The following is a 13,709-nucleotide window of genomic DNA, read 5'->3' on the forward strand; positions in this document are numbered from 1 at the left end:
CCCACACCCCACGCCCCTCACCCCGGCGTGGTCCCGAGGAGACCCATGAGCCGGATACGGCCGCACGTCCGAGGTTCCCGTCTCGCCATCGCCGGTGCGGCCGCCACCGCCGCCGGCCTGCTCGCCGCCACGCTCGTCCCGTCCGCCGGAGCGGCCGAACGGCCCACGCGCGCCGACGCCGTGGCGAACGCGGCCGCCGCCCTCACCGAGCACGCCACCGCCCTCGGTCTCACCTCCGAGCAGGACACCACGGTCCGGGACGTCGTCGTCGACGCCGACGGCACCCAGCACGTCCGCTACGACCGGACGTACCGCCGACTCCCCGTGCTGGGCGGCGACTTCGTCGTCCACCTGGACCGGGACGGGACGTACCGCGGCGCCGCGCGGGCGACGCGGGGAACCCTCGCGCCGGCCTCCGGGGTCAGCCCCGCGCTCTCCTCGGCCCGCGCCGCCGACCTCGCCACCGACGCCCTGCGCGCCGCCCACCTCGGCGAGGCGCTGCGCCGGCTCACCGCCGAGTCCCGGCTGGTCGTGGACGCCCTGCACGGCGCGCCCAGGCTCGCCTGGCGGACCGAGGCCGTGGCGCGGGACGAGCGGGGCAACCCGGTCGGGCGGACCGTGCTGACCGACGCCACCAACGGCGCGCGGATCGACGCGTGGGACACCCTGGAGACGGCGTCCGGCGACGGCAGGTCCCTGTACAGCGGGACGGTGCCGCTGAACACGTCCCGGTCGGGATCGACGTACCAGCTCAAGGACGCCTCGCGCGGCGGCACTTACACGGGGGACGCGGCCGGGCAGTCCGACCTCTGCCTGCTGGGCAGGATCTGCCTGACCCGGGCCCCCGCGACGGTCTTCACCGACGCCGACAACCACTGGGGCACCGGCACGTCCACCGACCGCGCGACGGCCGCCGTGGACGCGCAGTACGGCACGGACACCACCTGGGACTACTTCGAGTCCGTGCACGGCCGCGACGGCATCGCGGGCGACGGCAAGGGCTCGTACAACCGGGTGCACTACGGCAACCGCTACAACAACGCCTTCTGGGACGACAGTTGCTTCTGCATGACCTACGGCGACGGCGACGGGACCACCCTCGGCCCTCTGGTGTCGCTGGACGTGGCGGGCCACGAGATGGCGCACGGTGTGACCTCGAAGACGGCGGCCCTCACGTACTCGGGTGAGTCCGGTGGCCTGAACGAGGCGACCTCCGACGTCTTCGGCACCCTGGTGGAGTTCCACGCGGCGAACGCCTCCGACCCCGGCGACTACCTGATCGGCGAGAAGATCGTCCGGGACGGACTCGGACGCGAGGCGCTGCGCCGCATGGACCGGCCGAGCGCGGACGGCAGTTCGCAGGACTGCTGGACCACGGAGACCGCCTCGCTCGACGTCCACTACTCCTCCGGCGTCGGCAACCACTTCGCGTATCTGCTCGCGGAGGGCAGCGGCGCCCGCACCATCGGCGGGGTCGCCCACGACTCGCCCACCTGTGACGGCTCCACGGTGACCGGGATCGGCCGGGCCAAGCTGGGCGCGATCTGGTACCGGGCGCTGACGGTCCACATGACCTCCTCGACCGACTACGCGGGGGCGCGGACGGCGACCCTGAACGCGGCGAAGGACCTCTACGGCGCGGGCGGCACCGAGTACAAGGCGGTGGCGGCGGCCTGGAGCGCGGTCGGGGTGAACTGACCAGGCGTCAGGCGTTGTGGGCGGCGGACACCACCAGGTCGTCCACCGGACGGGGTGCCCCGTCCAGCAGCTCTGCCAGGTCGGAGCGCCGTGCCCGGAGGAATCCCGCGCCCGTGTTGGAGAGCAGGGACAGGGTGTGGGCGACCTGGTAGTCCGCCAGGCCCTGTCCGGCGAGTGCCGCGCGCGCGTCGGACAGGGAGAGCGGCCGGTACGCGACCGGCCTGCCGTACCGCTCCCCCAGCAGACCGGCCACCTCCTCGCCGCCCAGCGCGGTGACGCCCTCCAGTTCGTAGGTGCGTCCCGCGTGCCAGCCGGGGCCCCCGGAGGCCAGGGCGGCGTCCGCCTCGGCGGCCACCCGCACGGTGACGTCGGCGAGGTCCTGCCGGGCCACCACCGACATCCGTCCGGTGCCGAACGCGGCGGAGAACACCCCGGTCCCGGCGGCCTCCTCGGCGGCCCCCGCCGACAGGGCGCCGAGCAGTTCGGCGTACAGGCCGTTGCGCAGGACGGTGGTGGCGAAGGGCCCCGCCGCCAGCCGGGCCTCGGTCCAGCGATGCGGGAGGGCGAGCGTGGTGCACCCGCCCGAGCCCGCGAGGCTGGTGTAGATCACCTGGCGGACCCCCGCTGCCGCCGCCGCGTCGGCCACCGCGCCGTGCCGGGCCAGGACGACGTCGTCCTCGGCGTATCCGGCCGAGATCATCACCAGGACGTCCACCCCGGCGAAGCCCGTGGGCAGGCTCCCGGGATCGTCGAAGTCGACGCGGCGGGCGGTGGTGCCGTCACCTCGGCGGGTGCCGGCGACCACCTCGGTGCCGTCGCGAGCGGAGAGCCCCTGGAGCACGAGCCTGCCGAGCGCTCCGGAAACACCGGTGACGAGAATCATCCGAGCCGTCCTTGTGTTGAACCCCGTGTACGAACACACCCGAGCATCCGCCGAGTCGGGCGGTCGCATAAGGAGGCACTTTCGTGTCAGCCCCGAACACCGCCGTAAGTTCCCAGGTCGGCGGCGCGCCGGCGCCGGGGCCGTGCGGCGACGACGACTGCGGGATCCGCGAGGTGCTGGACCGGCTGGGCGACCGGTGGACGGTGCTGGTGGTCGTGGAACTGGCCAAGGGCAGCCGTCGTTACGGCGAGCTGGAGCGTGCGGTGCCCGGGATCTCGCAGCGCATGCTGTCGCTGACCACCAAACGGCTGTGCCGGGACGGGCTGGTGGAGCGGATCGTCCATCCGACGCTGCCGCCGCAGGTGGAGTACCGGCTGACCGCGATGGGCCGCAGCCTCTCGGGGATGATCTCCGCGCTGGCCGACTGGTCCCGGGACCACCGGTCGGCGACGGCGGCGGCGCGGGAGGCGTGGGACGCGGAGCACCCGGCGCCCTGAGGGCGGGGCGGGAGGCGCCGGAACGCACGCGGCGTACCAACGGGGCACCGACACCCTCACGCGGAGTACGGACGGGGTGGGAGGCGCCGGGCCCTCACGCGGCGTACGGTCGCCGCTCCCTGGCCTCCCGCAACGCGGTGCCCCACCAGACGAGTTGGTCGAGCATGGCCTTGGCCGCGGCGTCCGGACCCGTGGCGCCCTTCAGCCGGCCGGAGTCGTCGAAGGAGGCGCCGGCGTTGTGGAAGGAGACGGTGTCGCGGACGGTGACGGCGTGCAGTTCGGCGAAGACCTGCCGCAGGTGCTCGGTGGCGCGCAGACCGCCCGCGAGGCCCCCGTAGGAGACCATGGCGACGGGCTTGGCGCGCCACTCGCCGTAGTGCCAGTCGATGAGGTTCTTCAGGCCGGCCGGGAAGGAGTGGTTGTACTCGGGGGTCAGCACGACGAACGCGTCGGCGCGGGCCAGCCTCGGGGTGACGTCGGTGAGGACCCTGGCCGCCTCGGGGGTGCGGGCGAAGGACGTGGGCAGGTCGATCTCGGCGACGTCGACGACCTCGGGGAGGAGGTCCTCCCGGTCCCGGACATGACCCAGGATCCAGTCGGCGACGACCGGGCCGAAGCGGCCGTGGCGGTTGCTGCCGATGACGACGGCGACGTTCAGGGGCGCGTGGGCGCTGTTGGTCTGCATGCCTCACAGCCTCGTACCTCAAGCTTTGTTGAGGTCAAGCGGCGGCGCGGACGGGATCGGGGTCACCCGTTCACACGCGCGCCCCGCCCCCTTCGGGTTCTTTTCCACGGCACTCCGGCACGGTGGTCTTGACCTGCTGAAACAGCGTCGGCCTCGGGGCGCGGCCCGGCCCGCCCGACACCCGTTCACCCCAATTCTGACGCACCCTCAGGAAGCGTTTCCGGGCCGCTGCCACTTACCTCGGAAGGACAGCCACCACCGCTGAGTCCGAAGGAGCGCCGATGCGCCGTACCGCCCGCCTGCTGTCCGGGAGCGCACTCGCCGTCGCCGCCACGGGACTGCTCGCCGCCCCCGCCCACAGCGCCGGGGCCGGCGGCCTCGATGTGTCCCCCTCCTCGGTGGTGCCGGGCGACCGGGTCACCGTGAACACGTCGGCCTGCGTGGACGGCGGTGCCGCCGAGGGCGACGCCGGCGCGGTCGGCGCCGGTTCGTTCACGCTGGCGCCGACCAGCCGCGAGAAGGAAGCGATCGGGCAGTTCCGGGTGCCGCCGAGCGCGCAGCCGGGCACGTACGAGATCACCGCGGCCTGTGCCGGGGGCGGGCGGAAGGTGACGGGTGACCTGGTGGTGACGCTGACCTCGCAGCGGCAGCCGGTGCATCCGCGAGGAAGTGTGAAGACGGGGGTCGGCGGCGCTCTGGGCCCCGATCCCGTGCAGACCGCGGCCGGCGTGGCGGCTCTCGCCGTCGCCGCCGCGGGCGGTACCTGGCTCCTGCATCGCCGGGCGAGAGGCGACGGGATCTGACGGACACCCTCCGCAGTCCGTCCCGCCGGTACCGCATGTCCCCTCCCCCTCCGGGTCCGACGCCCCTCGCGGCCCGGAGGGGGACCAGGGTCCGTCCAGGAGGCTCGCGTGCGCCGATGCAGCAACACCGCGATAGCGGCCGTCACCGTGGTCGCCCTGTGCTCCGGGGCCTGGCTGCTGGCCGGCGGCGCCGCCGGGCACGCCCCTCCGCAGCCGTCCGCCGCCCAGGCGCAGCCGTCCGCCGCCCAGACGCACGCGGAACCGGACGGCCGCCGGACGTCCGCCGCTCCCGCGCTGCCGCCGTCCCCCGCGAGCCGGGTGCGCATCCCCTCGATCCGGGTGGACGCCCCCCTGATGGGCCTCGGCCTCACGCCGTCCGGCAGTCTCGACGTCCCGCCCGCCGAGCGGACCAACCTCGCGGGCTGGTACGAGGCCGGCACCACGCCCGGTGAGACGGGCACCGCGATCCTCGCGGGACACGTCGACAACGCCGACGGGCCCGCCGTCTTCTACCGTCTGGGCGCCCTGCGCAGGGGCAGCACGGTGGAGGTGGACCGGCGCGACGGCGGCACGGCCGTCTTCACGGTCGACTCCGTGGAGGTGTACGACGCCGAGGACTTCCCCGACGAGAAGGTCTACGGCGCGGCCGGGCGGCCCGAGCTGCGGGTGATCACCTGCGGCGGCGGCTACTCACGCGCCACCGGCTACCAGGGCAACGTCGTCGTCTTCGCGCACCTCACCGGCAGCCGGTGAGGAACCGATCCCCGGAAACTCCCTAAGGGGCCGTAGGGGGCCACAGGGTCCCTAGGCCAGCCACTGCCCGTACGCCAGGTTCGCGACCAGGGCGAACACCACCGTCAGCAGGACGATCCGGACGAAGCCGCTGCCCTTCTTCAGCGCGGTGCGCGCGCCGAGGGTGCCGCCCGCGAGGTTGAACAGGGCCATCACGGCGGCCAACTGCCACAGCACCGCGCCCTGCCAGGCGAAGGTGGCGAGCGCGCCCGCGTTGGTGCAGCAGTTGACGATCTTGGCGGTGGCGGAGGCGGAGACCAGGTCGAGGTGGAGGACGGCGGTGAGGGTGAGGACGAGGAAGGTGCCCGTGCCGGGGCCGATCAGTCCGTCGTAGAAGCCGATACCGAGGCCCGCGAGGCCGATCGCGGCGAGGATCCGGCGGCGGGAGGCGGGGCCGGTGGCCGGGGCGGTGCCGAAGGAGGGGCGCAGGATGACGAAGGCGCCGACCGCGAGCAGCACCACCATGATCACCGGCTTGAGGACCTCGGTGCTCATCCCGGCGGCCAGGAAGGCGCCGCCCGACGACCCGGCGAGCGCCGCGAGCCCGATGCGCACGGCGGTGCGGACGTCGACGGGGGCCTTGCGGGCGTAGGTGACGGCGGCGCCCGTGGTGCCGACGATGGCGACCGCCTTGTTGGTGCCGAGGGCGTGGGCGGCGGGAGTGCCCGACGGGAGCCCGAGCAGCAACGCGGGCAGCAGGAGCAGTCCGCCGCCGCCGACCACGGCGTCGATCCAGCCCGCAGCGAAGGCGGCGAGGCAGAGGACGACGAGCACGGTCAGCGATATCTCGGGCATGGTCCGGACCTTAAGGACGGGATACATGCCCTGTCCAACTACCTGAGGGCTTTCTGAGCTTGCCCGGCCGCGGCACCCCCTCCTCACAGCCCGCCCCCGCCCCGCGCCGGGAACCCTCACACCCGCCCCCGGGCGCCGCTGAGGGCAGAGTTCCTCGCGTGAAACAGACGTGATGCGGCCGGGTAACACCCGCACCGCACGCTCAATGGCATGACCTCGAATACGCGTGTGGTGGTGATCGGCGCCGGCCTCGCGGGCGTACGGCTCGCCCGGCGGCTCGGCGAGCTCGGCACGCCCGCGCTGCTGCTCGGCGAGGAGGAGCACCGGCCGTACAACCGGGTCCTGCTCGCCGAGGTGCTGGCCGGGCGGTACGCCCCCGAGGTGATCGCACTGCCCACCCCCGCCGGGCTGCTGCGCACCCGGGTCACCGGCATCGACCGGGACGGGCACGTCGTCGAGTGCGCGGACGGGTCGAAGATCGCATACGACACGCTGGTGCTGGCGACCGGCTCCAACCCGGTGCTGCCGCCGCTGCGCGGTCTGTTCACCCCGGACCACGAGCTGCCCGAGGGTGTGCACGCGTTCCGGACCATGGACGACTGCCTGGGCCTGTCCAAGTCGGTCCGGCCGGGCGTGCGCGCCGTCGTCATCGGCGGCGGCCTGCTCGGCGTCTCCGCCGCCCGCGCGCTGGCCGCGCGGGGCGCCCAGGTCGTGCTCGCCCAGCAGTCCGAGCGGCTCATGGAGCGCCAGCTCGACCCGGGCGCCTCCAAGCTGGTGCTGCGGCATCTGAAGGACCTCGGCGTCGAGGTGCACACCGAGTGCCGGGTGCGGGACGTGCGCTGCGTCGGCGGCGCGGTCCGCTCGGTGGAGATGGCCGACGGCTACGCCCTCGACGCCGACCTGGTGGTGCTGGCCTGCGGGGTGCACCCGCGGGTGGGCCTCGCCAAGGCCGCCGGTCTCGCCGTCCACAAGGGCGTCCTCGTCGACGACGAACTGCGCACCTCCGACCCGGACATCCGGGCCGTCGGCGACTGCGCCCAGCACGACGGCACGCTCTACGGACTCGCCACCCCGGCCCTGGAACAGGCCGACGCGCTCGCCGAGCTGCTCGCCGGCGACCGCACCGCCCGCTACACCGGCACCCGGGCGCTGACCCGGCTGACGCTGCCCGGGGCCACCGCGCCCGATCCGGGCGCCTTCGGCCTCGGCGCCTTCGACCTCGCCGCGTTCGGCGAGACCGAGGCGCTCCCTGGCGACGACGTCGTCCAGCTCACCGACGCCACCCGCGGCACCTACCGCAAGGTCGTGGTCCGCGAGGACCGCGTGGTCGGCGGGGTGCTCGTCGGCGAACTCGGCACGGTCGGCGCGCTCGCCCGCGCCTGGGAGGGAGCAGAGCCGCTCCCCTCCGACGGCGCACCCCTGCTCCACCTGCTCACCAACGACGGAGGCTCCTGATGACCGCCACCCCGGGGGCCACCCCCACGATCGTGCTCGTCGGCCACGGCATGGTCGGCCAGCGCTTCCTCGAGGCGCTCGCCGAGCGCGGCCTGACCGCCACCCACCGCGTGGTCGTGCTGTGCGAGGAGCCGCGTCCGGCCTACGACCGCGTCGCCCTCACCTCGTACTACTCCGGCAAGTCGCCCGAGGACCTGTCCATGACGGACATGGAGTTCATCGAGCGGCACGGCATCGAACTGCGGGTCGGCGACCCGGCGCTCTCCGTGGACCGCGAGGCCCGCAAGGTCACCGCGCAGTCGGGCGAGGTCTTCGACTACGACGTCCTGGTCCTGGCCACCGGCTCCTTCCCGTTCGTGCCGCCGGTCCCGAACAAGGACGCCACCGGCTGCTTCGTCTACCGCACCATCGAGGACCTGCTCGCCATCGAGGAGTACGCGAAGACCGCGACGACGGGCGCGGTGGTGGGCGGCGGTCTGCTCGGCCTGGAGGCGGCCGGCGCGCTCAAGGGCCTCGGACTCACCTCCCACATCGTGGAGTTCGCGCCCCGGCTGATGCCGGTGCAGGTAGACGAGGGCGGCGGCGCGGCGCTGCTGCGCACCATCGAGGACATGGGCCTGAGCGTCCACACCGGTGTCGGCACGCAGGAGATCGTGGTCGGCGAGGACGGCGCGGTCACCGGCATGAAGCTCTCCGACGGCTCCGAACTCGCCACCGACCTGGTGGTGTTCAGCGCCGGCGTCCGGCCCCGCGACCAGCTGGCCCGGGACTGCGGCCTGAGCGTCGGCGAGCGCGGCGGTATCGCGGTGGACGAGCGGTGCCGCTCACTGAACGACCCGCACGTCTTCGCGATCGGCGAGTGCGCGCTGGCCTCCGACGGCCGGGTCTACGGCCTGGTCGCCCCCGGCTACGAGCAGGCCCTGACGGCCGCCTCGGCGATCGCCGCCGACGAAGCGGCCGAGGAGCTGTCGTTCACCGGCGCCGACCTGTCGACCAAGCTGAAGCTGCTCGGCGTGGACGTGGCCTCCTTCGGCGACGCGCACGGCGCCACCGAGGACTGCCTGGACGTCGTCTACTCCGACTCCCGCTCGGGCCTGTACAAGAAGCTGGTCATCGGCCGCGACGGCACCCTCCTCGGCGGCATCCTGGTCGGCGACGCGGAGGCGTACGGCACGCTGAAGGCGTTCACCGGTTCCGTCCCGCCGGTCTCCCCCGAGTCCCTGGTGCTGCCCGCCGGCGCCGGCGCCCCGGTCCAGCTCGGCCCGTCCGCGCTGCCGGACGAGGCGGTCATCTGCTCCTGCCACAACGTCTCCAAGGGCGCCATCCGCGGCGCGGTCACCGACCACCGGTGCACGACCGTGCCCGAGGTGAAGAAGTGCACCAAGGCCGGCACCGGCTGCGGCTCCTGCGTCAAGGTCCTCGGCCAGCTGGTCACCGCCGAGCTGGAGGCGTCCGGCGTCGAGGTCGACAAGGGCCTGTGCGGCTGCTTCGCGCAGACCCGCGAGGAGCTGTACGAGATCGTCCTCGCCCTGCGCATCAACACCTACCAGGACCTGCTCGACCGCTACGGCCGCGACGGGGCCAGGGGCGGCGACGGCTGCGACGTCTGCAAGCCGGCCGTCGGCTCGATCATCGCCTCCCTCGCCCCGACGATCGGCGCGAGCGGCTACGTCCTGGACGGCGAGCAGGCGGCGCTCCAGGAGACCAACGACCACTTCCTCGCCAACCTCCAGAAGAACGGCTCGTACTCGGTCGTGCCGCGCATCCCCGGCGGTGAGATCACCCCCGAGGGGCTCATCGTGATCGGTGAGATCGCCCGGGACTTCGGCCTCTACACCAAGATCACCGGCGGTCAGCGGATCGATATGTTCGGCGCCCGCGTCGAGCAGCTCCCGCTGATCTGGACCCGCCTGGTCGACGCCGGTTTCGAGTCCGGCCACGCCTACGGCAAGTCGCTGCGCACGGTGAAGTCCTGCGTCGGCCGGACCTGGTGCCGCTACGGCGTCCAGGACTCCGTCCGCATGGCGATCGACCTGGAGCTGCGCTACCGGGGCCTGCGCTCCCCGCACAAGCTGAAGTCGGCGGTGTCGGGCTGCGCCCGCGAGTGCGCCGAGGCCCAGTCGAAGGACTTCGGCATCATCGCCACCTCCAACGGCTGGAACCTCTACGTCGGCGGCAACGGCGGCGCCACCCCGCGCCACGCGGACCTGCTCGCCCAGGACCTCGACGACACCGAGCTGATCAGGCTGATCGACCGGTTCCTGATGTTCTACATCCGCACCGCCGACCGCCTGGAGCGCACCTCGACCTGGCTGGAGCGGATCCCCGGCGGCCTGGACCACGTACGGGACGTGGTGGTGGAGGACTCCCTCGGCATCTGCGAGGAGCTGGAGTCCCTGATGACGGACCACGTCTCCCACTACGCCGACGAGTGGGCGACCACCATCAACGACCCGGAGAAGCTCGCCCGGTTCGTGTCCTTCGTGAACGCCCCGGACACTCCCGACCCGGTCGTCGGCTTCGTCCCCGAGCGCGATCAGATCAAGCCCGACCTGCCGCTGCTCTCCATCGGCATGCGCCCCGCCGCAGACACGGCGGACGTCCTGGAAGGAAGCGCCCAGCGATGACCCTGGCACCCGAGACAACCGACCTCAAGGTCCAGCTCCAGCTGGCGGACGGCTGGTTCACGGTCTGCGACCTCGCCCAGCTGCTCCCCGGGCGCGGTGTGGCGGCCCTGCTGCCGGACGGCCGGCAGGTGGCCCTCTTCCGGGACCGCGGCGGCGCCCTGTACGCCATCGACAACCGGGACCCGTTCGGCGGCGCGGCCGTGCTCTCCCGGGGGCTGACCGGCTCCCTCCAGGGCCGCCCGTTCGTGGCCTCCCCCCTGCTGAAGCAGCGCTTCGACCTCGCCTCCGGCCAGTGCCTGGACGACGAGTCGGTCCGCGTGACGACCTACCCGGTCCGCACGACCTGACCGACCTGATCCCTACGACGCGTGAGGCCCGCCCGGAACCGTCCGGGCGGGCCTGACGCATCACCGGGTCGCCGCCCCGGAGCCCACACGGCCCGCACCGGCGGCTCGACCGCGCCGCGCGCAGCCGCCCGCGCCATGCGTTGCCGCCCGACCGGCCCGACGCCGCGCGGCCCGGGTTCGGCACCGTCCCCCACCGCCGCACACCCCGCGCCCGCGCCCTGCGTTGCCGGTGCCGCGCTCCCCGGGACCGGGGCCCGCCCGGGTGCGGCACCGCCCCTGCCGTACACCCGGCCTCGCCGGGCTCCCGCTTCGGTGGCCGGGCATCCGGAAAACGGCTGGCCCGGGGGCGGCAGCCCCTGCTTCCATGCGGGGCATGATGTCCTCCGAGCGGCTTCTCGCCTTCGCTGCCATGTCGTCCCTGCTGATCGTGGTGCCCGGCCCCAGCGTGCTGTTCGTCGTCGGGCGGGCGCTCGCCCAGGGGCGCCGGGCCGCGCTGACGACGGTGGCGGGCAACACCGTCGGCGCCTACGTGCTGGTGCTGGCCGTCGCGGCGGGCGTCGGCTCGGTCGTGGAGCGCTCGGTACTGCTGTTCACCCTGCTCAAGCTGGCCGGCGCGGCCTATCTCGTGTACCTGGGCATCAAGGCGTGGCGGGAGCGCGGGGCGCTGCGGGCCGCGTTCGCCGACGACGCGGCGGCGGTGGCGCAGGGCGGACTCAGGACGTTCTGGGAGGGGTTCGCGGTCGGTGTGACCAACCCCAAGACCATCGTGTTCTTCGCCGCGGTGCTGCCGCAGTTCGTCGACCGGGGCGCCGGGCACGTGACCGCGCAGATGCTGCTGCTGGGCCTGGTCTTCAACGCCATCGCGCTCGCCTCGGACAGCGTCTGGGGCCTGGCGGCGGCGACCGCGCGCGGCTGGTTCGCCCGCTCCCCGCGCCGGCTGTCGACGGTGGGCGGCATCGGCGGGATGACCATGATCGGCCTGGGCGTCACCATCGCGGTGACCGGGCGCAAGGACTGACCTCCGGGCCGCGCGGCGCGGACGAGGCACCGCGCGGCGCGGACGAGGCACCGCGCGGCGCGGGTGAGGCACCGCGCGCCGGGGCCGGAGCGCGAGCCATGGCCAAAGGACCGTGCGCCGCCGTCACAACCTGTCCATGACCCGTCAACCCAGGACCCCCGGGCGCGGTAACCCCGCCCTTCTAGCGTCCCTCTCCGCACGACCCCGCCACCGACCGGCGGCGGGGCGGTCTCCACCCCTGGAGCGAGAGTGGAACGTCGTACTGTCCTGCGTGCGGCCGTCCTCGGCGGTTCCTCCGCCGTCCTCGGCGGAACCCTGTGGCGCGGCGCCGCGTACGCCGCGCCGGCCCAGCCGGGCACCGGCCCGTACGGGGCGCTCGGTTCGCCGGACGCCAACGGCATCAGGCTCCCGAGCGGCTTCACCAGCCGGGTGATCGCCCGTTCCGGGCAGACGGTCACGGGAACGTCGTACACCTGGCACAACGCCCCGGACGGCGGCGCCTGCTACCCGGACGGCACCGGCTGGATCTATGTCTCCAACTCGGAGATCAACCCGGGCGGCGGGGTGGGCGCGGTGAAGTTCTCCGCCGCCGGCGCGATCACGGGCGCGTACCGGATCCTCTCCAACACCCGCACCAACTGCGCGGGCGGCAAGACCCCGTGGAACACCTGGCTGTCCTGCGAGGAGGTCTCACTCGGGTACGTCTACGAGACGGACCCGTGGGGGGTGAACGCGGCCGTGCGCCGGGACGCGATGGGCCGCTTCAAGCACGAGGCCGCCGCCGCCGACCCGGTCCGCAAGGTCGTCTACCTCACCGAGGACGAGACCAACGGCCGCTTCTACCGCTTCGTCCCGACCACCTGGGGCAACCTCTCCTCCGGCACCCTCCAGGTGATGGTGGCGGGCTCCGGCACCTCGGGCTCGTTCAGCTGGGCGAACGTCCCCGACCCGGACGGCTCCCCGACCACCACCCGCACCCAGGTCTCGGGCTCGAAGTCCTTCAACGGCGGCGAGGGCTGCTACTACGCCGACGACACGGTGTGGTTCACCACGAAGGGCGACAACCGGGTCTGGCAGCTCAACCTGGCCAACAGCACCTACGAACTGGCCTACGACGACTCCCTGGTGACCTCGGGCTCGGCTCCCCTCACCGGCGTCGACAACATCACCGGCACCTCCTCCGGCGACCTGTTCGTGGCCGAGGACGGCGGCAACATGGAGATCTGCGTCATCACCCCGAACGACGTGATCGCCCCCTTCCTCCGCATCGACGGCCAGTCGAGTTCGGAGATCACCGGCCCGGCCTTCTCCCCCGACGGGACCCGGCTGTACTTCTCCAGCCAGCGCGGCACGACGGGCAGTTCCTCGGGCGGCATCACGTACGAGGTGAAGGGGCCCTTCCGGTCCTGACGGTCGAACGGCCGCCCTCGTACGGAACAGCCGTACGAGGGCGGCACATCCGTACGAGGGCGGCCCGCCGCGGGCCCGTACCTCGCGCAGCGTTACCGGGCGGTCACGTCACGCTTCCGTCACGGCTTCACGAATCCTCCACACCCCCAACGGCCCCTCAATAGCGTCGGCACCTCACATCCGGCCGATCGCCTCTCCGTGATCAGGTGCGCGGATGTCCGCACGACCCAAGGGGGGTCCCTTACATGAACTTCCGCACGTCCGCCGTCCTGGCCGCCTCCGGACTCGTCCTGGCCCTCGCGCCCGGCGCCGCCCTGGCCCACGAGGGCGACCACCCGTTCCCCAACTGCTCGGAGGCGTACGCCAACGGCTACGCCCACATCGCCGAGGGCGACGAGCACTACGGGAGCCATCTGGACCGGGACGGCGACGGCGTGGGCTGCGACCGGCCTCCGGCGGACTTCGAGCCGGCCGAGGAGAAGGACACGGGCGCGGACACCGCCGAGGACACGGCGGCCGAAGACACCTCGGAGGGCACCGACCTCGCCGAGACCGGCGGCAGCGGCGCCACTCCCTACCTCGCCGGCGGCAGCGTCGTGGTCATGGCGGCCGGGGCGGGCCTGCTGATGGCGGTACGGCGGCGCCGCGCCCCGCAGGAGTAGACAGGCCGGAGGGGCGGCACCCCCGCACGGGTTGCCG

General features: G+C 73.5%; 13 protein-coding genes. 10 read left to right on the forward strand and 3 right to left on the reverse strand.

Annotation, left to right across the window (positions count from 1 at the left end):
- Positions 1–45 precede the first annotated feature (45 nt).
- Complete coding sequence (locus tag AB0E07_RS02795) at positions 46–1,698, forward strand: M4 family metallopeptidase (protein WP_362245629.1); 1,653 nt, start codon at positions 46–48, stop codon at positions 1,696–1,698.
- A 7-nt stretch (positions 1,699–1,705) separates the two neighbouring features.
- On the opposite strand, the gene AB0E07_RS02800 is transcribed toward AB0E07_RS02795, so the two are convergent.
- Entirely contained in the window at positions 1,706–2,581 is an 876-nt protein-coding gene (locus AB0E07_RS02800) for an NAD(P)H-binding protein (RefSeq protein WP_362245631.1), read from the reverse strand.
- Positions 2,582–2,664: 83 nt separating this feature from the next.
- Between AB0E07_RS02800 and AB0E07_RS02805 the strand changes: the two genes are divergently transcribed.
- Positions 2,665–3,078, forward strand: coding sequence for a helix-turn-helix domain-containing protein (locus AB0E07_RS02805; RefSeq protein WP_362245633.1), 414 nt, complete (start codon positions 2,665–2,667; stop codon positions 3,076–3,078).
- Positions 3,079–3,172: 94 nt separating this feature from the next.
- Here the strand turns inward: AB0E07_RS02805 and AB0E07_RS02810 are convergent, their stop codons facing one another.
- Positions 3,173–3,763 (reverse strand): NAD(P)H-dependent oxidoreductase, encoded by a 591-nt coding sequence (locus AB0E07_RS02810; protein WP_362245635.1) that lies wholly within the window; start codon positions 3,761–3,763, stop codon positions 3,173–3,175.
- A gap of 281 nt (positions 3,764–4,044) precedes the next feature.
- Between AB0E07_RS02810 and AB0E07_RS02815 the strand changes: the two genes are divergently transcribed.
- On the forward strand, positions 4,045–4,566 hold the full coding sequence (locus AB0E07_RS02815; RefSeq protein WP_362245637.1) for a hypothetical protein: 522 nt from the start codon (positions 4,045–4,047) through the stop codon (positions 4,564–4,566).
- A gap of 108 nt (positions 4,567–4,674) precedes the next feature.
- Entirely contained in the window at positions 4,675–5,319 is a 645-nt protein-coding gene (locus tag AB0E07_RS02820) for a class F sortase (RefSeq protein WP_362245639.1), read from the forward strand.
- Between the two features lie 51 nt (positions 5,320–5,370).
- Here the strand turns inward: AB0E07_RS02820 and AB0E07_RS02825 are convergent, their stop codons facing one another.
- Positions 5,371–6,153 carry a TSUP family transporter gene (locus AB0E07_RS02825; RefSeq protein ID WP_362245641.1) on the reverse strand — a complete coding sequence of 261 codons (783 nt, stop codon included), beginning with the start codon at positions 6,151–6,153 and terminating at the stop codon, positions 5,371–5,373.
- 210 nt (positions 6,154–6,363) lie between these two features.
- Here AB0E07_RS02825 and AB0E07_RS02830 point away from each other — a divergent pair, with 210 nt between their 5' ends.
- From AB0E07_RS02830 to AB0E07_RS02855, 6 genes are all read left to right on the forward strand, one after another.
- Positions 6,364–7,608, forward strand: coding sequence for an FAD-dependent oxidoreductase (locus tag AB0E07_RS02830; protein ID WP_362245643.1), 1,245 nt, complete (start codon positions 6,364–6,366; stop codon positions 7,606–7,608).
- Positions 7,608–10,235: a nitrite reductase large subunit NirB gene (gene nirB / locus AB0E07_RS02835; protein ID WP_362245645.1), complete on the forward strand. Its 2,628-nt coding sequence runs from the start codon at positions 7,608–7,610 to the stop codon at positions 10,233–10,235. The genes AB0E07_RS02830 and nirB overlap by 1 nt, the downstream gene beginning before the upstream one ends.
- A complete protein-coding gene (gene nirD, locus AB0E07_RS02840) occupies positions 10,232–10,582 on the forward strand; it encodes a nitrite reductase small subunit NirD (RefSeq protein WP_362245647.1) in 351 nt (116 codons plus the stop codon). Before nirB ends, nirD begins: the two co-directional genes overlap by 4 nt.
- A gap of 373 nt (positions 10,583–10,955) precedes the next feature.
- Positions 10,956–11,600 carry a LysE family translocator gene (locus tag AB0E07_RS02845; RefSeq protein WP_362245649.1) on the forward strand — a complete coding sequence of 215 codons (645 nt, stop codon included), beginning with the start codon at positions 10,956–10,958 and terminating at the stop codon, positions 11,598–11,600.
- Positions 11,601–11,849: 249 nt separating this feature from the next.
- The gene (locus tag AB0E07_RS02850) at positions 11,850–13,010 is read left to right on the forward strand and encodes an alkaline phosphatase PhoX (RefSeq protein ID WP_362245651.1); all 1,161 of its coding nucleotides are present in this window, start codon (positions 11,850–11,852) and stop codon (positions 13,008–13,010) included.
- A 245-nt stretch (positions 13,011–13,255) separates the two neighbouring features.
- On the forward strand, positions 13,256–13,672 hold the full coding sequence (locus AB0E07_RS02855) for an excalibur calcium-binding domain-containing protein (protein WP_362245653.1): 417 nt from the start codon (positions 13,256–13,258) through the stop codon (positions 13,670–13,672).
- The last annotated feature ends 37 nt before the right edge of the window (positions 13,673–13,709 follow it).

It is taken from the genome of Streptomyces sp. NPDC048002 (genome assembly GCF_040653275.1).
GTDB lineage: Bacteria > Actinomycetota > Actinomycetes > Streptomycetales > Streptomycetaceae > Streptomyces.

Coding starts and splice junctions, on each gene's coding strand:
- AB0E07_RS02795 (WP_362245629.1), top strand. CDS start 46: ATGAGCCGGATACGGCCGCACGTCCGAGGTTCCCGTCTCGCCATCGCC.
- AB0E07_RS02800 (WP_362245631.1), bottom strand. CDS start 2,581: ATGATTCTCGTCACCGGTGTTTCCGGAGCGCTCGGCAGGCTCGTGCTC.
- AB0E07_RS02810 (WP_362245635.1), bottom strand. CDS start 3,763: ATGCAGACCAACAGCGCCCACGCGCCCCTGAACGTCGCCGTCGTCATC.
- AB0E07_RS02815 (WP_362245637.1), top strand. CDS start 4,045: ATGCGCCGTACCGCCCGCCTGCTGTCCGGGAGCGCACTCGCCGTCGCC.
- AB0E07_RS02825 (WP_362245641.1), bottom strand. CDS start 6,153: ATGCCCGAGATATCGCTGACCGTGCTCGTCGTCCTCTGCCTCGCCGCC.
- AB0E07_RS02830 (WP_362245643.1), top strand. CDS start 6,364: ATGACCTCGAATACGCGTGTGGTGGTGATCGGCGCCGGCCTCGCGGGC.
- nirB (WP_362245645.1), top strand. CDS start 7,608: ATGACCGCCACCCCGGGGGCCACCCCCACGATCGTGCTCGTCGGCCAC.
- nirD (WP_362245647.1), top strand. CDS start 10,232: ATGACCCTGGCACCCGAGACAACCGACCTCAAGGTCCAGCTCCAGCTG.
- AB0E07_RS02845 (WP_362245649.1), top strand. CDS start 10,956: ATGATGTCCTCCGAGCGGCTTCTCGCCTTCGCTGCCATGTCGTCCCTG.
- AB0E07_RS02855 (WP_362245653.1), top strand. CDS start 13,256: ATGAACTTCCGCACGTCCGCCGTCCTGGCCGCCTCCGGACTCGTCCTG.